The 24,836-nt window shown below is 68.1% G+C and carries 26 protein-coding genes, 1 tRNA gene and 1 pseudogene; 18 read left to right on the top strand and 10 right to left on the bottom strand.

Annotated elements, in window-relative coordinates; all coding sequences use genetic code 11:
• The first annotated feature begins 43 nt into the window (after window positions 1-43).
• From MUY14_RS43045 to MUY14_RS43035, 3 genes are all read left to right on the top strand, one after another.
• Window positions 44-532 carry a hypothetical protein gene (locus tag MUY14_RS43045; RefSeq protein WP_247018436.1) on the top strand — a complete coding sequence of 163 codons (489 nt, stop codon included), beginning with the start codon at window positions 44-46 and terminating at the stop codon, window positions 530-532.
• Complete coding sequence (locus tag MUY14_RS43040) at window positions 532-1,641, top strand: MAB_1171c family putative transporter (protein WP_247018433.1); 1,110 nt, start codon at window positions 532-534, stop codon at window positions 1,639-1,641. Before MUY14_RS43045 ends, MUY14_RS43040 begins: the two co-directional genes overlap by 1 nt.
• Before the next feature lie 61 nt (window positions 1,642-1,702).
• Entirely contained in the window at window positions 1,703-2,269 is a 567-nt protein-coding gene (locus MUY14_RS43035; protein WP_247025511.1) for an HAD family hydrolase, read from the top strand.
• Window positions 2,270-2,675: 406 nt separating this feature from the next.
• Here the strand turns inward: MUY14_RS43035 and MUY14_RS43030 are convergent, their stop codons facing one another.
• Together MUY14_RS43030 and MUY14_RS43025 are read right to left on the bottom strand one after the other, a co-directional pair.
• A complete protein-coding gene (locus MUY14_RS43030; RefSeq protein WP_247018432.1) occupies window positions 2,676-3,557 on the bottom strand; it encodes a phosphotransferase enzyme family protein in 882 nt (293 codons plus the stop codon).
• Window positions 3,550-4,839, bottom strand: a complete 1,290-nt coding sequence (locus MUY14_RS43025; protein ID WP_247018431.1) for a helix-turn-helix transcriptional regulator — start codon at window positions 4,837-4,839, stop codon at window positions 3,550-3,552. The genes MUY14_RS43030 and MUY14_RS43025 overlap by 8 nt, the downstream gene beginning before the upstream one ends.
• Window positions 4,840-4,995: 156 nt before the next feature.
• Between MUY14_RS43025 and MUY14_RS43020 the strand changes: the two genes are divergently transcribed.
• Window positions 4,996-5,382, top strand: a complete 387-nt coding sequence (locus MUY14_RS43020; RefSeq protein WP_247018429.1) for a hypothetical protein — start codon at window positions 4,996-4,998, stop codon at window positions 5,380-5,382.
• A complete protein-coding gene (locus MUY14_RS43015; RefSeq protein ID WP_281506224.1) occupies window positions 5,379-6,179 on the top strand; it encodes a helix-turn-helix transcriptional regulator in 801 nt (266 codons plus the stop codon). The genes MUY14_RS43020 and MUY14_RS43015 overlap by 4 nt, the downstream gene beginning before the upstream one ends.
• On the opposite strand, the gene MUY14_RS43010 is transcribed toward MUY14_RS43015, so the two are convergent.
• Both MUY14_RS43010 and MUY14_RS43005 read right to left on the bottom strand, forming a co-directional pair.
• Window positions 6,152-7,429 (bottom strand): helix-turn-helix transcriptional regulator, encoded by a 1,278-nt coding sequence (locus tag MUY14_RS43010; RefSeq protein ID WP_247018427.1) that lies wholly within the window; start codon window positions 7,427-7,429, stop codon window positions 6,152-6,154. The genes MUY14_RS43015 and MUY14_RS43010 overlap by 28 nt on opposite strands.
• 6 nt (window positions 7,430-7,435) lie before the next feature.
• Window positions 7,436-7,870, bottom strand: coding sequence for an NUDIX domain-containing protein (locus MUY14_RS43005; protein WP_247018426.1), 435 nt, complete (start codon window positions 7,868-7,870; stop codon window positions 7,436-7,438).
• A 134-nt stretch (window positions 7,871-8,004) separates the two neighbouring features.
• Here MUY14_RS43005 and MUY14_RS43000 point away from each other — a divergent pair, with 134 nt between their 5' ends.
• From MUY14_RS43000 to MUY14_RS42980, 5 genes are all read left to right on the top strand, one after another.
• Window positions 8,005-8,769, top strand: coding sequence for a TauD/TfdA family dioxygenase (locus MUY14_RS43000; protein WP_247018425.1), 765 nt, complete (start codon window positions 8,005-8,007; stop codon window positions 8,767-8,769).
• A 112-nt stretch (window positions 8,770-8,881) separates the two neighbouring features.
• Window positions 8,882-9,991, top strand: a complete 1,110-nt coding sequence (locus MUY14_RS42995) for a radical SAM protein (protein ID WP_247018423.1) — start codon at window positions 8,882-8,884, stop codon at window positions 9,989-9,991.
• Window positions 9,988-10,617: a dTMP kinase gene (tmk, locus tag MUY14_RS42990; protein ID WP_247018421.1), complete on the top strand. Its 630-nt coding sequence runs from the start codon at window positions 9,988-9,990 to the stop codon at window positions 10,615-10,617. Before MUY14_RS42995 ends, tmk begins: the two co-directional genes overlap by 4 nt.
• Window positions 10,608-11,423, top strand: coding sequence for an endonuclease/exonuclease/phosphatase family protein (locus MUY14_RS47055; protein ID WP_281506223.1), 816 nt, complete (start codon window positions 10,608-10,610; stop codon window positions 11,421-11,423). Before tmk ends, MUY14_RS47055 begins: the two co-directional genes overlap by 10 nt.
• 55 nt (window positions 11,424-11,478) lie before the next feature.
• Window positions 11,479-11,973 (top strand): NUDIX domain-containing protein, encoded by a 495-nt coding sequence (locus MUY14_RS42980; protein WP_247018419.1) that lies wholly within the window; start codon window positions 11,479-11,481, stop codon window positions 11,971-11,973.
• Here MUY14_RS42980 and MUY14_RS42975 read toward each other — a convergent pair.
• Window positions 11,963-12,286 carry a GNAT family N-acetyltransferase gene (locus tag MUY14_RS42975; protein WP_247018416.1) on the bottom strand — a complete coding sequence of 108 codons (324 nt, stop codon included), beginning with the start codon at window positions 12,284-12,286 and terminating at the stop codon, window positions 11,963-11,965. The genes MUY14_RS42980 and MUY14_RS42975 overlap by 11 nt on opposite strands.
• Window positions 12,287-13,244: 958 nt before the next feature.
• On the opposite strand from MUY14_RS42975, the gene MUY14_RS42970 reads away from it, so the two are divergent.
• From MUY14_RS42970 to MUY14_RS42955, 4 genes are all read left to right on the top strand, one after another.
• Window positions 13,245-14,483 (top strand): hypothetical protein, encoded by a 1,239-nt coding sequence (locus MUY14_RS42970; RefSeq protein ID WP_247018415.1) that lies wholly within the window; start codon window positions 13,245-13,247, stop codon window positions 14,481-14,483.
• A gap of 71 nt (window positions 14,484-14,554) precedes the next feature.
• Window positions 14,555-14,716 carry a hypothetical protein gene (locus tag MUY14_RS42965; RefSeq protein WP_247018413.1) on the top strand — a complete coding sequence of 54 codons (162 nt, stop codon included), beginning with the start codon at window positions 14,555-14,557 and terminating at the stop codon, window positions 14,714-14,716.
• Between the two features lie 154 nt (window positions 14,717-14,870).
• The gene (locus MUY14_RS42960; RefSeq protein WP_247018411.1) at window positions 14,871-15,107 is read left to right on the top strand and encodes a hypothetical protein; all 237 of its coding nucleotides are present in this window, start codon (window positions 14,871-14,873) and stop codon (window positions 15,105-15,107) included.
• Window positions 15,108-15,479: 372 nt separating this feature from the next.
• Window positions 15,480-15,821, top strand: a complete 342-nt coding sequence (locus MUY14_RS42955) for a methyltransferase domain-containing protein (protein ID WP_247018409.1) — start codon at window positions 15,480-15,482, stop codon at window positions 15,819-15,821.
• Between the two features lie 720 nt (window positions 15,822-16,541).
• On the opposite strand, the gene MUY14_RS42950 is transcribed toward MUY14_RS42955, so the two are convergent.
• Window positions 16,542-17,210 (bottom strand): hypothetical protein, encoded by a 669-nt coding sequence (locus MUY14_RS42950; protein ID WP_247018407.1) that lies wholly within the window; start codon window positions 17,208-17,210, stop codon window positions 16,542-16,544.
• On the opposite strand from MUY14_RS42950, the pseudogene MUY14_RS47420 reads away from it, so the two are divergent.
• Window positions 17,193-17,672: pseudogene (locus MUY14_RS47420) on the top strand (recombinase family protein); the annotation flags it as partial. The gene MUY14_RS42950 and the pseudogene MUY14_RS47420 sit on opposite strands and share 18 nt — an antisense overlap.
• Window positions 17,673-18,262: 590 nt before the next feature.
• Here MUY14_RS47420 and MUY14_RS42940 read toward each other — a convergent pair.
• The 4 genes from MUY14_RS42940 to MUY14_RS42925 form a co-directional block, all read right to left on the bottom strand.
• Window positions 18,263-18,339: transfer RNA gene (locus MUY14_RS42940), tRNA-Leu, on the bottom strand.
• Between the two features lie 23 nt (window positions 18,340-18,362).
• A complete protein-coding gene (locus tag MUY14_RS42935) occupies window positions 18,363-19,691 on the bottom strand; it encodes a ricin-type beta-trefoil lectin domain protein (protein WP_247018403.1) in 1,329 nt (442 codons plus the stop codon).
• A 186-nt stretch (window positions 19,692-19,877) separates the two neighbouring features.
• Window positions 19,878-22,016: a hypothetical protein gene (locus tag MUY14_RS42930; protein WP_247018402.1), complete on the bottom strand. Its 2,139-nt coding sequence runs from the start codon at window positions 22,014-22,016 to the stop codon at window positions 19,878-19,880.
• Window positions 22,013-22,885 carry a 5'-methylthioadenosine/S-adenosylhomocysteine nucleosidase gene (locus MUY14_RS42925; RefSeq protein ID WP_247018401.1) on the bottom strand — a complete coding sequence of 291 codons (873 nt, stop codon included), beginning with the start codon at window positions 22,883-22,885 and terminating at the stop codon, window positions 22,013-22,015. The genes MUY14_RS42930 and MUY14_RS42925 overlap by 4 nt, the downstream gene beginning before the upstream one ends.
• 169 nt (window positions 22,886-23,054) lie before the next feature.
• Between MUY14_RS42925 and MUY14_RS42920 the strand changes: the two genes are divergently transcribed.
• The 3 genes from MUY14_RS42920 to MUY14_RS42910 all read left to right on the top strand — a co-directional run bounded on the left by MUY14_RS42920 (window position 23,055) and on the right by MUY14_RS42910 (window position 24,814).
• Window positions 23,055-23,765 (top strand): NrtR DNA-binding winged helix domain-containing protein, encoded by a 711-nt coding sequence (locus tag MUY14_RS42920; protein ID WP_247018399.1) that lies wholly within the window; start codon window positions 23,055-23,057, stop codon window positions 23,763-23,765.
• 79 nt (window positions 23,766-23,844) lie between these two features.
• Window positions 23,845-24,036, top strand: a complete 192-nt coding sequence (locus MUY14_RS42915; RefSeq protein ID WP_247018397.1) for a hypothetical protein — start codon at window positions 23,845-23,847, stop codon at window positions 24,034-24,036.
• 133 nt (window positions 24,037-24,169) lie between these two features.
• Complete coding sequence (locus MUY14_RS42910; protein ID WP_247018395.1) at window positions 24,170-24,814, top strand: hypothetical protein; 645 nt, start codon at window positions 24,170-24,172, stop codon at window positions 24,812-24,814.
• The last annotated feature ends 22 nt before the right edge of the window (window positions 24,815-24,836 follow it).

The raw sequence follows: 24,836 nt of genomic DNA, 5'->3' as shown, positions 1-24,836 counted from the left end.
TCGCGAGGGCGCTTGGCGCAACGATCTGCAGCTGCGCCGAGGGGTGAAGAAGCTTCTCCGCGACCTGGACGTCGACACGCCGCTCGACGTCCGCGACCTGTGCCGGAAGCTCGCCGACCACCGCGGGCGGCCGATAGAGCTCGTGCCGTATCCGCTGCCGGCCCCAGGCGCGTTCGGGCTATGGATCGCCTTCGCGGGCGCCGACCGGATCCTGTACCAGCAGCACACCACGACCGCCCACCAGGACCACATCATCCTGCACGAGGTCGGGCACATGATCAGTGGTCACAGCACAGAGGGCGGCGCGACCGACCTCGCCGCCCTGTTTCCCGACATCCCGGCCGAAGTCGTCAGGGACGCTCTGCGCCGCGACGGCTACAGCCTCGTCGCGGAACGCGAGGCCGAAATGGTGGCCACGGTCATCAAGGAGTGGGCGACCTTGCTGGAGGCCCTGAAGTTCTCGCCAGCCCAGACGAGCAGGGCCGGCCGACAACTGCACGGAGCCTTCGACGACCACCAGGGCTGGCTGTGATGAGCCTGCCCAACCTCGCGATGTGGGGTGCGGCCGCGGGCGCTTCCAGCTGGAAGATCTCCCAGCTGGTCCGCGTTCCAGCCGACCGCGGCCTTCAAGTGATCACCGCATGCACCTTTCTGGTCTTCCTCGCATTGACCGCCCAGCTCGCGGCAGATCCCGGCTCCGCGCTGCCGGCATCCTCGGGCCAGCTGCCAAAGCTGTTCCAGAACGTCGTGCTGACGTTCTTCTTCTCCCTGCTGATCGTCCTGCTGGAGTCCATAGTGGATTCTCGTGACGTTGCGTCGCGGGGCCTGATCGAGATGGCGATCGCATTGGTCGCCAGCTGCGGACTGGCAGCCACTTTCGTCCTCGCCGACAAGAACCCCGGCAGCTTCGGCTACGAGGCGGCCGGTTCGGCGACGATGCAACTGCTCTTCTACCTGGTCGGCAACGCCTACATGGCCTACGCCACGGCACGCGGCGCTGCCCTGACCTGGCGGGCCGGAGACCAAGCCCAGTCGCGAGTACGGCTCAGTTTGCGCGTCGCGAGTGCGGGCCTTGTCATCTGCTGCTTGGGAACACATCTACCTCGGATCGCTTCGACCGCCAGCCGACTGGTACTTCGGCAGGACGTTGTTCCAGGCACTGACATCTGGACCTCTCCCTTCCTGGCTCTGGGCATCTCCATCTTCTTCTTCGGCGTCGCCTACCCCGGTGTTCGCGCAGGGATCGTGAAGGTTCGATTGTGGGTCGTGGATCGCAAGCACTACCGCCAGCTCAGGCCGTTGTGGGCTGCCTTGTCCCAGGCCTTTCCGGACATCACGTTGCTGCCGAAGACATCGCAAGCACGCGAGGCTTTCCGCGTGCGCCGTATGCGGTTGCACTTCTACCGGCGAGCGATCGAATGCAGGGACGGCTTGGTCTGTCTGAGCCCCTATCTCGAACCGGACGAGGCCAGTGACGGCGCATCGACGTTGTCCGCGGAACGGCTACATGAGGGCCTTCTCCGAAGCAACGAAGGCGAGCCTCGGACTGGCGTACACATCGTCGCCCGACCGGCGGATCCTGGCATGGACGCGGACCTGAAGGAGCTCCTCGCGCTTTCGCAAGGCCTGCGTGAACACTGACTCGAGCCTCATCGACCGGGTGAAAGACTTCGCGCGGTTGCTTCCGACGGAAAGGCACACCATGCCGGTAAAGGCGGTCGTTCTCGACATCGGAGAGACCGTGCTCGACGACACGCGTGAGTGGCACGCCTGGGCCGATTGGATCGGCGTCAGCCGACACACCTTCTCGACTGTGCTCGGCGCCGTCACCGCCACGGGCCGGGACAACGCCGAAACATTCCAGTACTTCAGACCGGGCTTCGACGTCGCCGCTGAACGCCTGCTTCGTGAGGAAGTCGGCCACGGAGAGCAGATCGACGAATCCGACCTCTACCCTGACGCCCGCCCCGCGCTCGCCGAGCTTCAGAGGAGCGGAATCTGGCTCGGTCTCGCCGGCAACCAAAGCGCGAAAGCCGGTGACCAGATCCGCCGGCTAAACCTCCCTGTCGACGCCGTCGCGACGTCGGCCGACTGGGAGGTGGCGAAGCCGGATCCGGCATTCTTCCAGCGTGTCGTCGAGCTGGCCGGCGTGCCGCGGAGCGAACTGCTGTACGTCGGCGACCATCGCGACAACGACGTCATCGCCGGCCACATCGCCGGGTTGTGCACCGCGCTGATCCGCCGCGGACCCTGGTCATCGACTCTCTAGCCGAGCTGCCGAGGTTGATCGCGAGAACGTGACCTCAACGAACCGTGCTCCATACCCGACAACGCGCGCACCCCACGGAAGGGGTTCACCGCGCGAACAGTGCTCGGGCGCGCGTCTTGTCGAACGGCCTCGCTCAAGATATCGGGCACGTTCATGAGTCAAGTCGAGACAGCTCCGGCAAGCCGTCGGGAGATCCGCTGACCTCCTCGTCGAGGACGTGGAGTTCGAAGCGCGCGGAGTCATAGCCGCCCGCCTCCCACGCAAGGTCGCTGTGGCCGAAACGCCACTCGAGGCCAGTCGCCCGTTCCCTCAGCAACCACGCCACAACGACCACCTCCCGGCTTCACGATCCGACATCGACGTGGCGAACCTACCAGAGACTTAGAACATGTGTTCGACCACCGGTCTAACTTGCAACCCAAGACGCTCGGTCTGCTTGCCGCAGGGATCCAACGCGCCGTTGTAGCTCGGCCGCCGCGCCGTCATCACCGAGTGCAGCGCGTCGAAGGAAACTGCCGAGCGTGTGCAGGTCGCGGATTCCCACCAAAGTGTCGATGCCGTCCCAGCCACGGAGGTCGTAGCCGTAAGCCGCGGCGAAAGCATCCAGCTCAGCGGTCGAGCGACCGAATCGAAGTCCGCCCTGGACGGTGTTGGCGAGATCGAGTTCGCGAGGACCCCAAGCCGGCTCGTCCCAGTCACCGAGCACCACGTCCTCGCCATCCCACAGGGTGTTTCCGGGGTAGGCGTCACCGTGGATCAGCCCGATTCCGAGCGGGAAGGTCAGCCGACCGAAGTCCTCAAGCAGGCGGGCGCGTTCCTCGACGAGCCACCGCCGGTCGTCTTCCGACAGGGTCGTGTCGGCCGTGACGACGTCCCAGAACGAGGACAGCGGCGCCGCGGGCGGCAGTTCGATGGGCGGCGCGGGCAGGTGATGCAGCCGACGGAGCAGGCCGCCGAGGTGCCCAGCGCCGGGAACGCGACGGTCACTCTGGGGGTAGAAGCGCCAGAACGTGACCACGTGGTCGGCGAACTCGACAGGCTGCTCGACCTCAGCCGGCCGCGTGCACGGAAAACCGTGCTCAATCAGCCAGAGGGTCAGCTGAACCGCTCGATCCGCGCGATCCCGCGTCGCCTTCGGGGCGACCTTGACGACGACACCGTTGCCACCGGCCGACGGCAGCAGGTAGACGTCATTGGCGTGGTTACGCAGGGGCGTCACACCGGCGAGGTCAAGACCCGCACGACCGCAGGCGACGTCGAGCACTTTCTGGAGAACGAGGTCAGGCACATCCCGATGGTAGGGCGCGGGGGCTACCGACGAGATAGCCGGTGAGGCTGTCCGCCAGCTCGCCGGCGGCGCGGTGTTGCCGACCGGCGAGCTTCCTTGCCCGATCACGGAGCGAGGTCACCGCCTCGTCGAGCTGGCTGATGCGCTCCGCCGAGGGCAGGCCGAGAATCTGCGTGACCGACGCGGCCGCGCCCACGAGGTTGTCCTGGCCAAGGCACGCGTGCGCGTGGTCCAGGCGCGCCAGGGCCAAGTCTCCGTACGAGCGCTCCTCCGGCAGACCCTCTTCGTAGGAACGGATCGCCTGCGCGGAGAACCGCTCCGCGTTGTCGTGATCACCGAGCAGTGCGTAGGTCCCGCCGACGTAGTAGACCTTTTTGTTCATGGGGAAGGACAGCAGCCCACCGAAGTCCTCCACCGAGTCCGCGGAGGTGAATCCTCGCTCCGGGGGCTCGTCGAGCCGGGCGAGCAGCTCACGCGCCACGTCGGGTCGCCGCGCGCGTGCCGCAGAACGCGCGGCGATCGCCAACAGCCGGCGACGCGTCTGGGGTCCGGCGTTGTACTGCAGCCCCTTGAGAGCGTCGGCCACCGCAACGCCCGGCTGCCGCGACCATTCGTGGAACAGCGCTGAAGAACCACATGCCCATGCGCGCAGCGCGGTACTGTCCACCGCGGTCGCCAACGTCGCTGCGGCTCGGAGATGTTTCAGCGCAGCGCCGTGGTCGCCCAGGTTCTGACTCGCATGGGCAAGGAGAATCGACGTAACCCCGGCGAGGAACATCAAGTCGTGTGTCTGGCTGGGCCGCTGCGGCGTCCGCAGCGCCTGCGTCAAAGTGTTCTGAACATGCCGCAAGTCCGCGAATACACCGGGCAACGGCGCATGAACGTACTCGACAGCCAGGCGACCCAGCTCAGCACGCTGATAGTCGATCAAGTCCGCATCCGAGCCCAGCGCGGCGACATCGTTGGCCAACTGCTCGGCCTGCGTAGCCGAATCGACCACCTGCATCCGCGGATCGCCCGCCGTCTCCCCGTACGAACCCGCCCTGGTCTGCGGCACTTCACCCAGCCGCCGGTGGAACTGCGCTCGCACGACCGGCGACGCTTTCGTCAACGCCACCGCCAGCAAGTCTTGTGCCTCGCGTCCCGGATTTCTCGGGTTGGTCTTACGATTCCATTTGGCGACTGTAGACCGGGACAGCCCCAGGTATTCCGCGAACTCGGCGAGGGTGTACCCCATGGCCGCGCATAATGCGGCCGCGCGCTGGGCTGTCCAGTTCTCCATCACCATTCTCCCATCAACGGCTATCGATCAGTGTGAACGATTCGTCCGCCGCAGGCAACGGGGGGACCTCGAAGGGGCCCCGGTTGTGCCCACCCAGGCCCACCCCGGCCCATTTCCCGCTTCCCTCCCCTCAAACCGTTGATCACGCTGTAGGACATGGACAGCACTGAACGGGGCGAAGAGAACGGATGGCCTTCCGACGTATACCTGCAATGCGCGGAGCATGTCGAATACGTGCGCCTCTGCCGCGTCCTGAACGGACTCCGCCGACTGTCCTTTTCAGACACAATCAGTCCCTCGACCGGCACTTCTGTGCCCCGCGACACCGCCAAGCTCATCGACGCGATCAAGGCGACACAGTGGCGGATCGGACTTCTCGCCGTTCAGCTGCAGGACGGAACCGCGACTTCGGACGAGGAGCACCGAGTCTCCGGCCAGGTCGAAGAACTGCTGGACCTTCTCCAATCTCACGCCACCGACGTCAAAACAGGTGTCATCCCGACTCCGCGGCAGTTCCTTTTCACAGAACGGCGTTCAGCATGACCGATGGACCTTCACATTGGCCCGGCTTCTACGTACTGGGCAGCGCACTTCGAGAGCGCCGCACGAGCCGCGGCGTGAGCCTCCGCCAGTTGGCCGCCAAACTGGGATTCAGTCCGTCCGCCCTCTCCGGCTGGGAAACCGGAGAGCGGGCGATCGAACCCGGGCAGCTCGGCTGGATTCTCGGCTACCTGCAGGTGGAGCCCGCCGAACGCCAGCTCTTGACGCACCTTCACCGGCAATCCGAGCGCACAAGTTACATCGAGAGCCTGACGTCCGGCACACCCAGCCTGCAGGAAGTGTACGAGCAGCACGCGCTTCGCACGTTCCAATGGGCCCCGCACGTCGTGCCGGACCTTCTGCAGACGGCCGAGTACGCCCACGCGGTCCTGGGACGCGTCGCTCCGGCGGACGACGTCGACCAGGAGATCCTGACGCGGCAGGTCCGGCAGCTCGACCGAGATCCGCGACACCGGCACACCGTCCTGCTGGGCGCGGCAGCGGTGAATCACGAACTCGTTCCGCCGGAGGTACAACGCGCCCAGCTCCGGCACATCACCGCGCTCGCCGACCTTGGCCTGGTGAAGGCAGGCGTGGTCCGGGAAAACCTGGGCCCGGCCGGACCGACCGCGCCCTTTGTCGTCTACCAGACCGCGGCCAAGACCTTCACTGTCGTCCTGCGACACGAGCACGCAGCCGTCTACCTGTCCGATTTGGACACAGTGCGGCGCTATCGTTCCACCTTCGCGACTCTACAAAAAAGGACCGTTGACTACGGAGAGTTGGTCGACGCATGTTGAGCGCGCGAAGCTGCCGGTGCAAGCAAGGAATGAAGCCTTTGCAAGGCAGCTCGTCCGCTGGCCCGGGCCGACTCCAAGCCGGTTTTCCGGGCGGCTCGGATCGCCCGTTGCAGCTGGTGCGGAAGACGACGCCGCTCTGCGGTCGCAATAGCCGCGATGAGCGCCTCCTCCGCACCCACGCGTTCGCCACCGGCGGCAAGTATCTCGCCCGTGGTCACGCGTTCGATCACGCGCCACTGCGGCGCGGCCGGGTCACCGGCAGTGCGATCGAGGACCGCCAGCGCATCGTTGACGCGACCGAGCGCAAGCAGCCCGCGTGCGTGAATTTCCCGCAGCGTGAAGGGATTGAGAAGTATCTCGTGCCCCGACGCGGTTTCCATCCGGGTGCGGCATTCGTCGATCGCGGTGGCGAACCGGTCGGGCAGGCCGGCCTCCCCTGCGGCGCGGGCCAGCAGCGCGAAGGCGGCTCCACGCCCGCCGTCGTCGACGGCGACGGCTGCCGCGCTCTCCAGACGTGCCACCGCGGCTTGCAGCCGACCGGCTTTGCGCAGCTCGTTGCCGTGCATTCGCAGGGTTCCGGCCAAAAACTCCGCGTCGTCGAGGTGGCGAGCCAGGACGAGCGCTTTTCCGGTCCACGCGGCCGCGCCGGTCAGCCGCTCTTCGGGCAGCACGGTTCCGAGGGAAACGCCGAGCGAAAGACGTGCGGATGCGAGCAACAGCAGTGTGTCGCGCTCGAGACGCCCTTCAGCGGCGCGCGCTTCAAGCCGGGCAACGAGTGGCCACAGCTCGTTGACAGCCTCGACGACGCGGCCGGACTGGCGAGCGACCTCGGCCAGCCGGACGACGCTGTCACCGAACTGGATCAGCGTGGCGAAGTCGGCGTCGTCAGGGTCGGTGACACCGAGAAAGTGGTACGGCAGGCCCAGAGCGCGGGCGATGTGCCGGCGCCCGGCGACGTCACCGGGGGTGCGTTTGCGTGTCTCGATCATGGCGACGTACGACTTGTCGTACGCGAGCAGCGCAGCCAGCGCCTCCTGGCTCAGGCCGTTCGCGACCCGGTAGGCACGCAGGATGGTCGCCAGGTCGCGCGAGGCGAGCGCGGTAGCTGCGGTGCGGTCGGACCACATCCAGACCGCGGGCGCCAGCCGCGCCGGGCGTGGGGACAGCGCGGTGCCGGCGCGGCAGGTCGGGCACACGGCGTCGTGGGCGAAGCGCCCGAGGTTCGCACCGCATCGCTCGCAGCCGGCCATGACGGTCTACCGCGTGGCGTGGAGAGCGCGGAGCCGCTCGAACCAGGAGGCGATCGAGCGCTTGTAGCCCTCGGGCATCCGCAGGCCGGCGACTTCGTCCTCACGGAACTCGCCGATCCGGCTGTGTTCGTGGCTGAGTACCGGCGCCGCATCCGAGGTCGAGGTGCAGCCGTAGGTCACGATGAACACGTCCTTGCGGGCCACTTCGATGTGGTAGACCCACGCGTCGATGATCTCGGCCGTCTCGATGGGCAGCCCGCTTTCCTCGGTGATCTCCCGGGCGACGCAGTCCTCCGGCTTTTCGCCTGGCTCGATGCGGCCGCCCGGCAGCTCCCATTCGTCGCGTTCGTTGTGCACCAGCAGCACCCGGTCGGCACGGACGAGCACGCCCTTGATCGACACCGGATACCCGGGTTCCGCCACCTGGACCGACCTCCCCACGCACGAACTCTGTCACTGACCGTAGCAGGGCGATCTCGTCCCGGCCCCCGCCCGCGGTTGACGATCTGTCAGTGGACGCGCCCGGCTCCGCACCGATCTGCTGAACGGACCAATCGGCGCGAAAGGGCACCGCGATGATCGCCACCACCTTGTCGGAGTGTCAGGTCGACGTCGGCGCAGCCGGCGGCGTCGGCGAGCTGGCGGCGGTGCTCGCGCACCACGGCGTCGCGCTGTTCACCCGGATACACGACGAGGCGCACCTGCTGCAGCTGGCAGCTCGACTTGGGCGGCTGATGCCGCACCGGGACAGCAACGCCTCCGCCGTCACCGTGCTGACCGACCGCGGAGCGCCCCGGCCGGGTGCGGGCCTGGCCGGATTCACCCGCCACGCGCTGGCTCCGCACACCGACTGTTCCGATCGGCCGATCCCGCCCCTGGTGGTCACCATGAGCTGCGCCCGCACGGCCGGGCGCGGCGGCGACTTCGTCCTGGTGGACGGTCAGGCCGTCCACGACGAACTCGCCGCGACCGCACCGGACGCACTGGCCGACCTCTCAACGCGGCGCGGCGCGTACTTCGGAGGCGCAGCAGGCGTCGTCGGGAACGTGTTCGAGGTCGGCGCCGGCGGGCTGGTGGGCATGCGGCTCCGGCGTGACGAGCTTGCCCGATTCGCTCCGCAGACCCGGCGTCGGCTGGCCGTACTCGCCGAGGTCATCGACCGCCACACCATCACCATCCCGGCCGCTACCGGCTGCGGCTACGTGGTCAACAACCGCCGGTGGCTGCACGGCCGGACCGCGTTCACCGGCCGACGGGTGATGCACCGCGTCCTCGTCGATCCGCATCCGGCCTGGCGAATCCCCGCCGGGTTCAGGCCTAACGCCACGGAGATCGCGTGATGTCCGCCATCGCCGTGCCGTGCTGGGCGTTCGGACCGGAGGCCCAGCAGATCCACACATCGATTGCCGCCGTCGAGACCTTGCGCTCGACCGAACGCCAAAGGACCAAACGATGACCGTCCGCCCGATCGCCGTCGACGAGCAGGCCGCGAGCTGCTACTTCCGCACCACCGTCGACACCCCCTACCGCAAGGCGCTCGTCCAGATCACCGAGCGGTGCAACCTGCGCTGCGCGCACTGCTTCGTCTCCGCGACCAAGCACGGCAAGGACATGCCACTGACCGAGATCGCGAAGAAGGTCGTCCCCCGCCTGGCCGACGCCCGCGTCCGGCGAGTGACGCTGACCGGCGGCGAGCCGACCGTCCACCCGGACTTCCTCGGCATCGTGCACGCCTTCCGCAACGCCGGCATCGACGTCGGCATCTGCACGAACGCCACCCAGCTCGACGACACGCTCATCCGGCAGCTCGCCACGGCCGGAGTCCACGTCAACGTCTCGCTCGACGGGTTCGCCGCCGAGTCCCACGGCCGCTTCCGCGGCGACCGCGGCTCCTTCGACGTCACCGTCGCCAACACCCGCAAGCTCGCGGCAGCCGGGCTGCTGCAGGGCCTGCTGTGCACCCCGAACTCCCTAGCCGCCAACGACGAATACGTCCGGCTGTGCGAGTTCGCCCGCGACAACGGCGCCCGCTACGTCCTGCTCAACCCGCTCGGCAGCATGGGCCGCGGCGTGACATCCCAACGCAGGCTGGCCAAGACGGCCATGCACATGCAGGAGATCTTCGAGCTGACCGCACCGTTCGACGGCCCGGACCTCGACGTCGCCCACATCCGCTTCCCCAACACCGGCCGCAAACCCCTCGCCGGGTGCGAAGCCGGAACGATCATCTACGTTTTCACCCCGGGCGAGGTCACCGTCTGCCCCTACCTCGTTTTCGCCGCACGCACCCCCATCTCGCGGCACCCCGACACCGACTTCATCGTCGGCAACATCTTCACCGACCGCGACCTCGCCGCCCGCCTCGACGCCTACCGCTTCCACGACCGGTTCAAGGTCGGTGCGAACCCGACCTGCTTCCATTGCGATCTCGAGCCCGCCTGCGGCAAGGGCTGCCCGGCCGCGGTCGTCGCCAACGGTAAACGCATCGGCGACATCGACACCGAGCAGTGCCCCGTCACCGCCGACGACCAGCACCGGCTCCTGCCTTTGGACGTCGCGTGAGCGCGCGGCTGCCCGGCAAGCTGGTGACCTTCGAAGGCCCTGGCGGGGTCGGGAAGACCACGATCGCCACGCTGGTCGCCGACCTGCTCACCGCCGACGGCGTCGACGTCCACCCCGCCATCCAGCCATCGCGCGGGCCGCTGGGTGAGCTGGCCCGCCACGGCACCGACACCTACCAGGACATGGCCCTGGCCTGCCTCTGCGCCGCCGACCGCCACCACCAGCTGACCACCGAGATCCTCCCCGCCCTCGCCGAGGGCAAGATCGTGCTCTGCGACCGGTACGTCGCCTCGTCGCTGGTCCTGCAAAGCATGGACGACATCCCACTCGACGTCGTCTGGGCGCTCAACCACGGCGTCTACCAACCTGACCTCGTGGTGGCCCTCAGCGCGGCCCCCGGCGACATCGAAGGCCGCCTGCGGGCCCGCGGCGGGCACAGCCGTTTCGAGCGCGCACCGGGCAGCAGCTTCCGGGAGACCTACGGCTACCTGGCCGCCACGACGTTCCTGCACGAGCAGGGCTGGCCCGTCCAGGTTGTCGACTGCGCCGACGACCCGCAGACAACGGCTGGCACGATCGTCGATCTGATCCACCGCACCCTCACGGAGAGCCCGGCATGCCCCTGACCGTCCTCACCCTCAACATCGGCAACCCCGCCCTCGAACGGGCCCGCCGCCAACGCGACTGGCTCGCCCACCGCACCGAGGACGTCTTCGTACTCACCGAAACCGGCTCCGGCCCCGGCACCCACCTCATCGCCGAGTCCTACCGCGACGCCGGCTGGTCGGTCACCTACCCCGAACACGCCGACAAGGAACGCGGCGTCATGCTGCTGTCCAAACCGGAGTCCACAGTGGACCCCATCGGCGCGGCGATGACCTACCTGTCCGCCCGGCTGGCCGGCATCGTCGTGCACACCGATCGCGGCCCGGTGCGCGTCCTGGGCGCCTACGTCCCTTCCCGCGACGCCACCGAGGCGAAGACCACCCGCAAGCGAGAATGGATCGACGCCTTCCACCACGCCTACGACGCCACCGCCGACGACACCCCTGTCCTTCTTCTGGGTGATCTCAACGTCCTCGAACCTGGACACGTGCCGCCGCATCGCGGGCAGTTCGCGCCGTTCGAGACCGCGTTCTACACCGAGCTGACCCAGCGCCACGGCCTCACCGACGTTTTCCGCGCGCTGCACCCGACCGCGGTCGAGCACAGCTGGGCCCGCCGCGCCGAGCTCGGCTACCGCTACGACCACGCCCACGCCTCGACCCCGCTGGTCGAGCACCTGGAGGACTGCTCGTACGTCCACGACACCCGCGCCGGCGACCCGGCTCTCACCGATCATTCGGGACTCGCCGTCGCGCTGACGCTGACCGCGACCGCGCCGCTGATAACGTCCGACCCGGCCGCGGACCGCGAGGCAACGCTCTTCTGAACCTGGCTGCTCGTGCCCGGCCGCCACCGAGCCGCCGAGCACGAGGACCCACAGGATGATCATCGCCAGCGAACCGGCTCTGCGGGTCGGCGCACGCATCCTGCTGCTCAACCGCGACGACGAAGTCCTGCTCATTCACGCCCGCGACCCCGACGCCCCAGCCCATCGCTGGTGGGAGCTGCCTGGCGGCGGCCAGGAACCCGGCGAGAAGCTCGAGGACACCGCCCGCCGCGAGATCGCCGAAGAGACCGGGCTCGTCCTCGACAAGATCGGTCGCAAGCTCTGGACCCGCGAAAGCCGGTTCAGCTACCGCGGCCGCGAGCACCACCGTCTCGATCACGTCTACCTCGCCCGCACCGACGACACGGCACCGCGGATCGCCACCCGGTACTCGACCAATGAGCGGGCAGGTCTCATCGAGCGCCGTTGGTGGCCGGCCGCCGTTGTCTCGGAGTGCCGCGACAAGCTTCTGCCGGCCGAGCTGCCAGACCTCCTGCTAGTTCTGCTCGACGGCCGCTTCCCGGCGGCTCCGCTGGCCCTCACTGCCTGAGATCCGCGGCGCCGGTGTGGACGCGCGGCGCCCCGGTGCGGCGCATCGCGATGCGAGCGCGGAACGACTGAGCCGCTGGACCGCTGGGCAGTGGCGCCGTCCACCTGTAGGTCGGAGCGCGAGCAACCGCGGCCGCCACAAGCGTGCGCCCATAGCCAAGGCGGCGGTGCTCAGCAGCGACATGAACGTAGTAGAGGGTCGCCGTCCGGAAGGAAACGCAGATCGAGACGGCTGCGGTGGCGACCTCGCACCCGTCGAGCCGAAGTTCGACCCGACCGCCGAGCGACCCCGCGACGGGCTGGTAGACAACCACGACCAGCCTGTCACCGGGAGCTGTCTCCGGGGTGTACTGGGTCGCGACGTCGAGCTGCGCCCATTCGGCGAGGCGACGCTCAGAAGGTTCGAGGCCTTCTTGCGCGCGGCAGACTTCGCACAGCGTGCCGTGCAGCTTGTAACGGTGGCTGTAGGCGCGAGCTTGTCGTACAGGTCGAGGTCGAGCCGGTGGCCACGCAGGCAGATGGCTCGCTTGCCCGCACCCGGCCGGACCGGGATGAGCCTGCCGAACTCGCCTCGGGTGCCCGACCGCACGCTGCTGCCCGACTGGTCACCGATCATCGGCCAGGCCGAGGTGGCCCGGGCACGGACCGACTCGACCGCAACGTCCCCGAGCTGCCGGTCAATCGTCGCGCCGAAAGCGCCGGCCCGGCAGCAACGGGGCCGCCAGGCGGTGGCAGCTGCAGCGCGAGAGTCTGTGGCCGTGCCGTGCCGCGGCGCCGCGGCCACGGCTCGTCACGACGACGTCGCGGAACTTCAGATGACCGAACCCGTCGTCCGTAGCGCCGCGCCACCGCCGCTTCGAGACTCGCAGTTTCCACATCGGCTCCGGCCCACGTACCGATGGTCAGCAGGACGGCGCCTAGATTGCGGACGCGTCCGGTCAGCCGACGGGCGACCTGCGGCTGGATGCCGCGGGCGGCAGCAGAGCCGAGCACCACCAGGTCGAACCCGTCGATCAGCGCCAAGACGACCGCGACGACCTCAGCACCAGGGTCGGGGACCAGCGCGAGCCGACCGAGATCGACGCCCAGTTCAGCGGCCGCGACGGCACCAAGGTTCACTATGCCCGCGATCGAGGCAACTACCCCTAGGGGGTATATAAGTCCTATCGGTCACAAAGCCGGCCAACACTGCCATCACCCGGCAGGGCTCGAACTACCCCCCGCTCGGGCGTGTCGCGCCCAAGCACAACCGCGCGGGTTCACCATGACGACATGGACGACGTACTCCTGTTCTGGCAGGGCGACCTCGATGACGCGCTCCGGCAGACCGCCCAGGCCATGGCAGAGCACTTGCAGAACTGGAACGCGGACGACCTGCTGAAGACCCCCGTCGACGACGTCATCGCCCGACTGATCGACATGGGGTCGGTGCGCTGCCCCACGCTGCTCATCGATCAAGCCTGGATGCCCGAGCCTGCCGAAGTGCACGAGAACTTCGAGCAATTCGGCCGGCGCTACACCCGACGGATGACTCGATTGACCCTCGTCGTTCCCTATGACGGCGAGAAGATCATCTTTACTCTGCGCGCCAACCGTTACACGGCCAACCCGCCACGGGTGCTGCAATTGCGCGACGGCGAGGTCCGTCTCGCCCTCGATGGATCACCTGGCGACGCCGCCCAGGTCAAGTCAGCGCTCGACCAGCAGATTGCCAAACTCGAGGAGCACCTGACCTGGTCGCGCACACAAATCGACCAGCACAACCAGCGGATCGAGGCCGAAGTACCGACATTGGTGACTAAGCGGCGCGAAGAGCAGCTGGCCGTCCGCAACCTGCAGGCGGAGATCGGATTCCCGATCCGGCGCCGGCCCGACGCGGACACCTACGGCGTTCCGATGCGGCGCCGAGCGGTCCGCCCGGAACCAGCACCGCGAGGCGGCCGGGCACCCTTCAGACCCGAACCCGCGATGACGGACGACGACTACCAGGCCGCACTGCGTGTCCTCCGGAACCAGCGGAACGCGCTGGAGCGAACGCCGTCGGTCGCCGCCAAGCTCAAGGAAGAGGAAATCCGCGACCTTCTCCTGGTCGGCCTCAACGCACAGTTCGAAGGCGCCGTGGGCGGAGAGCTGTTCAACGGCGAAGGCAAGACGGACATCCTCATCCGCGTCGACGACCGGAACATCTTCATCGGTGAATGCAAGGTGTGGTCCGGCCCGAAGACGATGGACGACGCGCTCGGTCAGCTCTTCGGCTACCTCGTCTGGCGGGACACCAAGGCGGCGATCCTCCTGTTCATCCGGAACAAGGACGTCACGGCCGTCATCGAGAAAGCCGTCCAGAAGATCGAGGAACACCCGAACCACAAACGGACCGGCCCGCAGCGCGGCGACGAGCAGATCGACTTCACGATGCACGCTCAGGACGATCCCGATCGCGAGATCCATCTGGCCTTGATCCCGTTCGCCCTCCGGACGAGGTCGGACGAAAGCCGGAAACACAACAGCTAGCCCTGCACCTGGTGACCGTCGAGCAGGTCGTTTGGCACTGGACAGACCTGCACTCCGGATGCGCTGATTTCGTGACGCCTCCAGCCCAGCGCCTGCCGACCACGGTCCGCGCGCTGCGCGGGGTGGTCCTCGGTGGCGTGATTGCCGGGCTGGGCGTGTCGGCGCACGTGCTGGGCGGCGGCGAGCTGCCGGACACCGCGCTGACGTTCGTGGTCGCCGGCCTCGCGAGCTGAGCCGGCACGGCCTACGCCGACCGTCGCCGAGTCCCCGTTGCGACGATCGCCGTGCTCGCGGTGGGCCAGCTGCTCCTGCACATCGTCCTCGTCCTGCCTCCGAGCTTGCTCGGCGGCAGGACCGACGGTTTGGCCGGCACGAACCCTCGGCTTGATGATCGCCGGTCACGTGGGAGTCGTGCTGATCGTGGGCCTGCTCTTGGCCCGCGCCGATGCGGCAGTTTTGGCCGTCTTCGAAGTCGTCGTCACCGCCCTGCGCAGGGTGCTGACGTCTCTACCGGCAAAGGCTCCGAGGTGGGTCTCGGTGGTCAGCAACCGCTCGGCGAACACCGCGACCGACGTTCTCCTGCGCCGCACCCGCGCCCGCCGCGGACCTCCGCTCACTGCCTGAAGACCCTTGCCGCCCGGCTGGCCGCCGGGACATCTCGCACGCGGTTCTCGGCCGCGTATGTCTTCCGATAACAGCGAAAAGGTTTGCTCATGCCCGAAAACAGCCCCTCGCGCCTCGCCCGAAACTCCCTGCCGCCACGAAGCGGTTCGCACGAGACGCCGAGGAGTTCGCCCAGCGTGCCCTCGCCACCATCGGCGTCAAGCAGGCTGAAACCAGAGATTTCCGCGGACGCCCAGGCTTAATGGCGCCACCCTTCCGGCGAAAAATGGGAAGGGAACTCCCGCTGGCAGGACGCCTCGGTCTTCCACGGCAGTGACTTGTGGACGCGGATCGGCGGCGAGCACCTGGCCCTGTTCGAATCCGGGCGCCCGCATGGCCGGCTTCACCCGGCCCTGGAAGCGAGTCCTCGAGTGGGGCTGCGGCGGCGGAGCCAACGTCGTGCACTTCGCCCCGCGTACCGAGGAGTTCGTCGGCGTCGACATCTCGGTTGAGACGCTGCAGGAGTGCGAGAAGCAGGTCGCGGCCGTGTGCGGAACACCGTTCCGGCCGATCGCGATCGACGTCGCCCAGCCCGAGACGGCCGTGGCCCAGGTAGAAGGCTGGTGCGACATGTTCCTGTCGTTCTACGTCTTCGAGCTGATCCCCCACCGGAGTACGGCGAGCGGCTGCTCCGGATCGCGGCCGAGGTGCTCGCCCCGGGCGGCCTGGCGCTGATCCAGATCAAGTACGACGCCGGACGCTGGTGGACCAAGCCGAGGCGTCGTGCCTACCGGTCCGGGCTCGCCGAGATGACCACCTACCCCATCGACGCCTTCTGGAAGCTGGCCGTTCGCTGCGGACTGACACCCCCAGGCCGTCCACCTCGTACCGAAGAACGAGCTCAACGAGCGATACGCGTATTTCTTCCTGCTGAGGCCCGAACTCGAACTCGCGTCTCGCCGAGGGGACGGCGACTGAGGCACATGGCTCGGCGGTGGAAGAATCGCGTTGAAGTGTCGAGGCCGTCACCGCTCAGGTTGTCGACAATGTGCCGCACCGCTTCAGGTAGGGCTGCACTTGGTGTGGCTCCCTGGCATGTATCAATCTGACCAACCGTGTCTCCACAGGGTCTCGAACGCGGAGTCAGAGGCACCATGCCTCGCCTGCCAGGAGCGCCGCCATGCCGAGCACTCGCACCACACAGCCACCCAGCACGGATTTCCCAGAATTTCGCGTCGATGTACAATTTATCGAAGGGAACACTGGAGAAGAACTGCAGAGAAAATTATTCTCGACTGTTCGAAGTCTACTACGTTGGGCCTCAATAGAAACCGGCGGCAGCACAGCAAACAGCAGGGAGGCGGCATAGTGGTGGACGACGGTCTTTCTTTCGCTTCAGGTCCATCCGGGCTCTCGGATTACGCAGTATCACCACTCGGGATGCCGACAGCCCTCCTACGCGGCGAAGTGCGAGTTGCCTTTCTTGGGCGAACTTCCACCGAGGACCAGCAGGACCCACGTCAGTCTTTGATACGCCAGCTCGGCAACTGCAAAGCCACTATTCCGGCCTCCTGGGTCATTGTCACTCACTTCTACGACGTCGAGTCGGGCCGGATGGAACTGGACCGCCGCGGTCAAGGTTCCGGCTACGAACGCTTCGACGTCCCGATTGCCCGTGACGGCGGCATCGCTGACCTTCTGATCGAAAGCAGGAGGCCGGACCGCCGATTCGATGTGGTCATCTGCGAGAGCATCTCTCGCGTAGCACGGCGCGCCTTCGAAGGCCTGTCGATCGAACGGGCTCTCGAGCAGGCAGACGCTCCGCTCTTCGCCTCCAACGAGCCGATCACGCTCTCCGGCAGCCGCGCCCAGCGAATCCTGCAGCGGCGCATCAACCAGTCCGTCGCCGAGTACGAGGTCCTCAACACCTTGGAGCAGTCCTGGGGCGGGTTGTGCACCCACGTCCGCGACGGCTGGAACATCGGCAAACCGCCCTACGGGTACCGCGCCAAGACCTACCGGCACCCCAACCCGACCAAGGCCGCCAAAGGACAGACGAAAACGCGTCTCGAGCCCGACGGGCGATGCGGTGAAACCGTCACCCACATCGCCGGCTGGCGCCACCACGAGAGCCTCGGCTACGACGCAATCGCGGACCGGCTGAACGAAGATCTCGAGAAATACCCGCCGCCAACACCGCCGAACCCGGACCGCGCCCGGGGGCACTGGGGCAAGACCAGCGTCTACGAGATCCTCTGCAACCCGAAGTACACCGGGTACCAGGTGTTCAACCGCCGGGCCAGCCGCTCACGGCACGGCAAGGTCAACGACCCCATGCTCTGGGTCTGGTCACCCGAGCCGGTCCACGAGCCGCTGATCCCGAAGTGGATGTACGACGAGATCGCTGCGGGCCGCCGGCCGCAGCGACGTGCCATTGAGGTCGGCCACCGGCTGAGCAAGCACCCCCAAGCCCGCAGGAAGTACCTGCTCCGCGGAATGGTGCTCTGCGACTGCGGCCGCCGCATGTTCGGCTGCCGACGCCGCGGCACCACCTCGTACTACCAGTGTAAACCCGACAAGAACAACAAGACGCAGACCAGCCACAGCGTCTACGTCCGCGAAGACGGCATCCTGGACGCCGTGACCAGCTTCTTCGCCGAGCGGATCTTCGGCGAAGACCGTCGCACAGCCCTGGCGACCGAGCTCAGCAGCATCGACGACACTGCCGATCGTCAGCGGCAAGCCGACGAAGACCGCCTGAAGCGGACCGTGGCGAACATCGAACGTCGCCAAGCTGCCGTCTTGCGCCAAGCCATGGACGGCGACCCGGACGACCCCTTCACCAAAGCCCTGCGGGCCACATACAACGAGCTCGACGCAGAGAAAGCGGCCACCCAGGCGGCGCTGGTCGCCAACGCGAAGACCACTGCGACCAACCGACCCGCGCTGGAGAATCTGGAACTGCTCGACGCACTGCCTTACTTGGCCGCCCACCTGCTAGAGGCCCCGGAGGACCTCCTACGACCACTCTTCGAGGTCACCCGGTTGCAGGTCCGGCTGCACGGTGCGGGGCGCCGCGCAACGATCAGCATCCACCTGCCTGCCGACCGGCTGACCGACGTCGCGGACGCGGCCAGCGGGCTGGCCAGGACAGACGACGAACGTGCGGATTGCGTTGGTGCCCCCGACGGGACTCGAACCCGCACTGAATCGATTTTAAGTCGACTGCCTCTGCCGATTGGGCTACGGGGGCACCACACACTCTAGGTCACGCGCTCAGTTCAGCGTCCACGACTGGTTCGCCGCCGCCGTGCAGGTCCAGATCTGCAGCGGGGTTCCGTCCGCTGAGCTGGGGCCCGTCGCGTCCAGGCACTTGCCCGACGCCGGGTTCACCAGCTGCGCACCCGAACGGGTCCACTGCTGGGCGCCCGTTCCGTTGCAGTCGTACAGCTGGACCCGGGTGCCGTTCGCCGTGCCTGCCGAGGCGACGTCCAAGCACTTGCCCAACGCGCGGAGGGTGCCCGCCGACGATGTCCACTGCTGTGCGTTCGTGCCGTTGCACGTGTACAGGTCCACCGCCGTCCCGTTCGCCGGCGACGCGCCCGCCACGTCGACGCACTTGCCGCCGTAGCCCGTGATCGTTCCGCCCGTGGACGGGGGCGGGGTGGTCGTGCCGCCGGTGATCGCGTTGAAGATGCGTGAGTACGCGTAGCCCGTTGCGCGGTCGTAGTCCTGGAGCTCCCAGAACGACAGTTCCGCGACGCCGTTCGCCGCGGCGAAGCTCTCCAGTTGCTGGGCGTCGGACTGGCTGAACTGGGCGCCGTCGTCGTTGCGGCCGGCGATCGGGGTCAGGCCCATCATCGCGTACGCCGCCGACGTCGAAATGCCGTACAGGCTCGCCAGCTGGGAGGCCGATGCGCGTGCTGCCGAGAGGGCGTCGCCCAGGACCGGCTGGCCGTCGTAGAAGTCCATCACCATCAGGTTGACCACGCTGACCTTGACGCCCTTGCTCTTCGCGTCGCGCAGCAGGTCGAGCTCGTTCGACGGGATGCCCGTCGGGTCGACCGCGAGGGTGTAGTCGACCTGGACCGCCGGGTTCTGCTGCTGCAACGCCGCCAGCGCCGAATTGCGGCGCTGGTTGGACGCCGTGTCGTTCAGGACGCCACCCTCGATGTCGAAGTCGAGGCGGGGCGTTCCGTAGGTGGTGACCACGTTCGCGTACGCCGCCGTCAGGCTCGCCGTGTTCGTGCAGGTCTGGGCCAGTTCACCGCCCTCCGCGCCGCCGAAGGACGGGATGACGTTGCCGCCCGCCGCCTGCAGGGAGCTGATCTGGGACTTGAACGAGCCGACGCCGGTGCCGTTCGCCTCCCAGACCGGCGTGCAGCCGGACTGCGGGGTCAGGAACGCCAGCGTGAAGAACTTCGTGCCGGTGGCGTTCATGTCGGCGGCCAGCTGGCCGGCGTCGGCGTCGCTGATCTGCAGGTACGGCGCCGCGTAGTGGGCCGGGAACGCCGGCCCGGCCGCGGCCGCGGTGGACGGGATCGCGACGACCGCGGCGCTCAGCGCCGCCGCGCCGAGAGCGGCTTTGGTACGGGAAAAGGGCATGGGAGCTCCAGGGGACCGTGAGGGGAGGGAGCCGGAGCGGACTTATTCCGCGTTGTGAAGAAAGGGTTTACCCGCTCACCGGCCCAGTTGTCCAGACCATGTCACTCACCGGCACACAACCGGTTTTTCCCGACAATCCGGCGAAATCCGCTGTTCCGGCGAAGAAGGCCGGAACAGCGGACACCGCTATTCCTCGGCGGCACCGGCCTCGAGCAACCCGGGACCGCGGTCGTCGCGGGGCCGGTTTTCCGAGCGACGTCGGCGTCGCTCCCGCTCGCGGCTGATCCAGTCGCGCCCCTCCGCGGAAACCGCTTCCAGGACGTGCAGGGCGCCGGAGATCCCGGACACCTCGAGCGCGATCCGCTGGAGCGCCGTCCCGCTCTCGAGGCTGGCGTCGGTCAGGCCGTCGAAGCTCTCCGCCACCACCGAAATCTGCTCACCGCTGATCAGGCTGAGCCGCAACGCGCGGCGCCGCAGGGATTCCGACTGCAGGAGCGTCGCCTGGTCCCCGTTGAGGATCTGGTAGCGCCAGCCGTCGGCGTACCGGACGCCCACTTCGGCCACCCGCGCGGCGGCGAGCGAGCTGTACTGGAACGACGTCCGCTGCTCGTTGTGCACGTTCCCGGTGAGGAAATCGAGTTCGACCTCGATTTCGCGCACGCCGCTCCCGGACAGCAGGAAGATCAGCACGACGTAGCGCGAGTACCGCATCGGACCGTGGATGAACCGCGCCCGCAGCGCGTTCGCCGCCCCTTCGGTCAGCACCACGTAGGTGACCAGATCCCGGTTGCTCAGGCCGGACCGGCGCAGCGCCTCGGTCGTCAGGAACGTCTTGTCCAGGTCGAGCCAGTCCGCCATCTCCGTGTCGTCCGGCCGGTCGCGCAGGACCGCGAGCCAGTCCGCGTAACCCTGCTCTTCTTCCGCGAGCAGCTGCTGTCCGCGCAGTTCCTCTTCGGCCCGGTGCCGCCGGTCCGCGACGATCTCCGTAACGCCCTTCAGCGCGAAGAACCCGCCCGCCGCCAGGAAGAGCGCGGCCACGGCGAAACCGTTCTGCCCGCCCACCATCGTGAGCGCGCCGACGATCGACGCGCCGATCCCGGCCCGGTGGACGGCGACCGCCGTGCCCGACGGCCGCAGCTCCTGCCGGTAGGCGAACAACGTCCCCGCGCGCCACTGCGCCGCCACCCGCTTGGCGTGCCAGCGGATGAGCCAGTCGACGGCGTTGGCCTCGACCTGCGCGTTGCCGTACAGGGCCACGAACCGCCATTTGTAGTACTCGCAGAGACCCCTGGTGTCGTTCAGCCAGCTGCCTTCGACGTGCGGGCGCGCGTCCCAGAAGCGTGCCTCCACCAGCTTGTGGATCTGCTGGACGAAGTCCGTCCGCACCCAGTGGCCCGGCGAGGCCGCGGCTTGGTACTGCAACGGGATCCCGTGTTCGCGATCGCGCTGGACGAGCCGGCGCAGCGCCACTTCCCGTTCCGCGCCACCCCAGAACGCGGCCGCGACACCGGCCGCGAAGATCAGCAGCGCCGGGATCGCGATCCCGGGACGACCGGTGCCGAAGCTGCCGAGGAACGTGATCAGGCCGAGCAGCAGGCCGAGGCCGCCGAGCACCGGCTTCGCCCACCCCGGCCGCGTCAGCGACGTCGCCGGGGTGGTGAAGTACCGCGGCGCCGCGGGGTCCGGCTCGAAGAACTTCCACGCCCTTCCCGCGCGGTCCGGCTGCAGCCGTTCCTCGCGGACGCGCTGCGCGTCCTCGGCGTTCAGGCTGTCCTGCAGCGCGCCGCCGAGGACCCCGCGGAGGTGCCGGGTGATCTCGCCCTGCCGCTCCCTGGGCAGGTCGCCGAAGTTCGAGCTCGCTTTCGCGAGGTCGGCGGAATCGAGCGTCTCCCCGATCTCCTGCCGCCACACGCAGGAAACCAGCTCCGCCACGACGATGAACGCGGCGCGCCAGCTGTCGTGCGGGAACCGGCGCGCGGTCAGGTCCGCCGCGCGGAACCGCAGGTAGACTTCGTCGTCGATCTCGTTGAGGGAGCGTTCGCTGAACACCGACAGCGCGTAGTAGTACGCGAGCCGGGTCGACGCGTCGCCGTGGTGCAGCAGGTCCTGGAAGATCGACTCCGCCATCCGGGACGTGCCGCCCTGCAGGTGGTTGAGGGCCACCTCGAACTTCCGCTCCGGCGGGTCGGACTCGTGGATGTGGTAGGTCGTCTCGTTGCGGTGGAAGGTGCCCCCGAAGATCGCACCCACCTGCTGCTCGACGTGCGCCTGGCCGCTCGCCTCGTTGGTGTTGCGCACGCCGGGGAACCCTTGGGGGAACGTCATTTCCGGTCTCCTCGTCGCGACCCGACGGTCAAGTCCCCGTACACGGCACCGATCTGCTGGCCCACCCGCGCGTGGTCGTTGGCGACGTTCTGGTTGCTGAACCCGCGCGGCTCCTCCGCCGGACCGCCGGGTGCTTCCTCGTCCTCGTCCTCGATCTCGGCGATGAGCGCCTCGGCGAAGGCGGCCGCGTTGCCGGCCGCGACCGGCTGCCAACCGGCCTCGTCGGTGACGTCCTTGGCGCCGCCCGCGCGGTCGCTGACGCCGCGGACGCTCACCACCGGGAGGTCGTCGTTGAGGTGGCCGGCCAGCGCGAAGCCGGCGCTTTCCATTTCGACGGCGACGGCGTCGGTGTAGTTCTCGTGCAGCCACCGCGCGACCTCGGACGTCCGCGAGTCGAGCACGACCTCGCCGGAGGCGACCGGCTCGAAGTGGACGCCGGGACGGCCGCCCGCCGGCACCGCGGCGCACCATTCGCCCGCGCGCCCGACCGACCGGGCGAGCTCCAGCAGCCGGTAGGAGGGGGTCCACGCCTGCGGGCTGCTCCGCATCCCGGCGTCCGTGCTGCGGCCGCCGTGGTAGGCGTAGACCTTGGTCGCGACGACGACGTCGCCGAGCCGGGTCCAGTCGCGGAGCCCGCCCGCGACGCCGACGAACACCATCGCGGCCGGCGAGAACTCCGCCACGGCGCGCTCGGCGACGGCGGCGGCCGCGGCGTTGCCCGCCCCGACCAGCCCGAGGGAGACCCGGCGCCGGCCGAGCTGCCCGACGTGGAACAGCGTGCCGGCCCGGTGCGCGCGGACCGCGGCGCCGGTCATCCGGTCGAGCACGGCGGCCCGCTCGATCTCCAGTGCGGTCAGGACCACGATCACGTGACCACCGCTTCCCCGCGTTCCACCATGGCGTTTCCTCCCTCGTTGCGATTTGCAGGGTGCAAGGTAGTCCTGACGGACCGTTCTCGTCAACGAGACGAATATTGACCGGGCGGTACACTGTGCACTATGGACAGTTCCGTCACGGTCGCTCCCCCGGCTGTCGAACATGCCTGAAGCCGAGGAGTGGACGATCCCCGAGGTCGCGCTCGCCGTCGACCTGGCCGTGTTGACCATCCACGACGGTTCCCTGCAGATCATGCTGATCAAGCGGGGAATTCCCCCGTTCGAGGGAATGCTCGCGCTCCCCGGCGGCTTCCTCGCCTCCGCGTCCGAGGACCTCGACCACGCCGCCACCCGCGAGCTGTCCGAAGAAACGGGTCTGGACGCGGAAGCGTTACACCTGGAGCAGCTGCGCACGTACGGCGCGCCCGGCCGCGATCCCCGGCAGCGGGTGATCACCGTTTGCTACGTCGCGTTCTCGCCCCAGCTTCCGGCACCCATCGCGGGCGGCGACGCGCGGGACGCGGTACTGGTGCCGGTCGAGAAGGTCCTGCGGCCCCGGACGCGGATCGCGTTCGACCACAAGAAGATCATCGCCGACGCGGTGGAGCGCGCCCGCGCCAAACTGGAGTACACGACGCTCGCGGCGGCGTTCTGCGCGCCGGAGTTCACGATGACGGACCTGCGCGAGGTGTACGAAATCGTCTGGGGCGAGCAGCTCGACCCACGCAACTTCCACCGCAAGATCATGGGGGTGGAGGGGTTCCTGATCCCGACCGGCGAACGCGTCTCCCGGCAGCCCGGCCGCCCGGCGGCGCTGTACCGCCGCGGGCCGGCGACCGTGTTGCACCCGGCGATGCTGCGGAGCCGTCCTTAATCGTCACCTTGACGTTAACTGGCGGGGCGGGTTACCGTCGTCGGGTCAGTAATCGTCAGAGTGACGGGAAGTGGTCGGGATGGAGATCCACTGCGGGGCCGGGCGCGCGTTCCGGACGGTGGCACTGGCGTTCACCATCGGCGCGGTGCTGGGCGGCGGGGTCGTCGGGTACGCGGCCGGGGAGCCGAGTGGCCAGAGCGACTTGCGGGGCACCACGGCGCCCGCGCACGCCATCGTGAAGACTGGTGTCACGGAACTGGCATCTCGCTGAAAGCGGGCGACAGCCTGTCGCGGTCGATCGACAAGGGGCTCGCGACCGCCCGCCACGCTTGGTCGTGCTCAGCCCGGCGTTCCTGGCGAGACGCTGGACCGAGTACGAACTCCGGGGGCTCACGGCCCGGGAGATGGCGATCGACGAGAAGATCATCGTCCCCGTTTGGCACAACGTCGAGGCCCAGGACATTCTGGCGTTCTCACCACCGCTGGCCGACAAGTTCGCGGTGGTGAGCAAGGATCGCGGCCCCGAAGACATCGCGACCGAGGTCCTGCGCGCGATCCGGCCGGATCTCGAAGCGAAGATGTCACTGTTCCGGATGCTCATGCGTCGTCCCGGCCCGGAGGACGAGATCCTGCGTGTTTCGCCGGACGAGTTGGCGATGGCTCCACTACCGAAGGTCTTCGAAGCTGAAGGGCACGTCGTCATCCGAGCGGCCAACGTCGTCAGCACGCTCGGGCGAGCCCACCCGAGAATCGTGGGCGACTTGACGACGTTCCTCTCCGACCTCTACCGCGATCTGCACCCCGAGGTGGAGCTTCGGGAGTGGGAACGGATGACTGCCGTCTTCCTGGTCGTCGACGGAGCGATCGAGCTTTCACCGGCCGAACGGGAGCGCCTGGTCTCGCTGGTCCTGATGCTCTCCCTCGGAAACTTCGACGAACTTGAACGGACGCAGTTGCCGTCCAGCGTCGCGGCACTGACCGCCGAGAAGTGGCAGGCTTTCTCGAAATTCGCCGAAAACGAGCGAGTCCGCTTTTCCACCGGCGGTTGAAACGCCGAAGGCCTCCCACACA

The sequence above is a fragment of the Amycolatopsis sp. FBCC-B4732 genome, from assembly GCF_023008405.1.
GTDB lineage: Bacteria > Actinomycetota > Actinomycetes > Mycobacteriales > Pseudonocardiaceae > Amycolatopsis > Amycolatopsis pretoriensis_A.
This window is presented reverse-complemented; position numbering and strand designations above follow the sequence as displayed.

Coding starts and splice junctions, on each gene's coding strand:
- MUY14_RS42915 (WP_247018397.1), top strand. CDS start 23,845: ATGGAGATCCACTGCGGGGCCGGGCGCGCGTTCCGGACGGTGGCACTG.
- MUY14_RS43010 (WP_247018427.1), bottom strand. CDS start 7,429: ATGGCCGGCTGCGAGCGATGCGGTGCGAACCTCGGGCGCTTCGCCCAC.
- MUY14_RS43000 (WP_247018425.1), top strand. CDS start 8,005: ATGATCGCCACCACCTTGTCGGAGTGTCAGGTCGACGTCGGCGCAGCC.
- MUY14_RS42995 (WP_247018423.1), top strand. CDS start 8,882: ATGACCGTCCGCCCGATCGCCGTCGACGAGCAGGCCGCGAGCTGCTAC.
- MUY14_RS43035 (WP_247025511.1), top strand. CDS start 1,703: ATGCCGGTAAAGGCGGTCGTTCTCGACATCGGAGAGACCGTGCTCGAC.
- MUY14_RS47055 (WP_281506223.1), top strand. CDS start 10,608: ATGCCCCTGACCGTCCTCACCCTCAACATCGGCAACCCCGCCCTCGAA.
- MUY14_RS42910 (WP_247018395.1), top strand. CDS start 24,170: ATGGCGATCGACGAGAAGATCATCGTCCCCGTTTGGCACAACGTCGAG.
- MUY14_RS43015 (WP_281506224.1), top strand. CDS start 5,379: ATGACCGATGGACCTTCACATTGGCCCGGCTTCTACGTACTGGGCAGC.
- MUY14_RS42960 (WP_247018411.1), top strand. CDS start 14,871: ATGATCGCCGGTCACGTGGGAGTCGTGCTGATCGTGGGCCTGCTCTTG.
- MUY14_RS42930 (WP_247018402.1), bottom strand. CDS start 22,016: ATGACGTTCCCCCAAGGGTTCCCCGGCGTGCGCAACACCAACGAGGCG.
- MUY14_RS42955 (WP_247018409.1), top strand. CDS start 15,480: ATGGCCGGCTTCACCCGGCCCTGGAAGCGAGTCCTCGAGTGGGGCTGC.
- MUY14_RS43025 (WP_247018431.1), bottom strand. CDS start 4,839: ATGGAGAACTGGACAGCCCAGCGCGCGGCCGCATTATGCGCGGCCATG.
- MUY14_RS42935 (WP_247018403.1), bottom strand. CDS start 19,691: ATGCCCTTTTCCCGTACCAAAGCCGCTCTCGGCGCGGCGGCGCTGAGC.
- MUY14_RS42980 (WP_247018419.1), top strand. CDS start 11,479: ATGATCATCGCCAGCGAACCGGCTCTGCGGGTCGGCGCACGCATCCTG.
- MUY14_RS43040 (WP_247018433.1), top strand. CDS start 532: ATGAGCCTGCCCAACCTCGCGATGTGGGGTGCGGCCGCGGGCGCTTCC.
- MUY14_RS43020 (WP_247018429.1), top strand. CDS start 4,996: ATGGACAGCACTGAACGGGGCGAAGAGAACGGATGGCCTTCCGACGTA.
- MUY14_RS42920 (WP_247018399.1), top strand. CDS start 23,055: ATGCCTGAAGCCGAGGAGTGGACGATCCCCGAGGTCGCGCTCGCCGTC.
- MUY14_RS42970 (WP_247018415.1), top strand. CDS start 13,245: ATGGACGACGTACTCCTGTTCTGGCAGGGCGACCTCGATGACGCGCTC.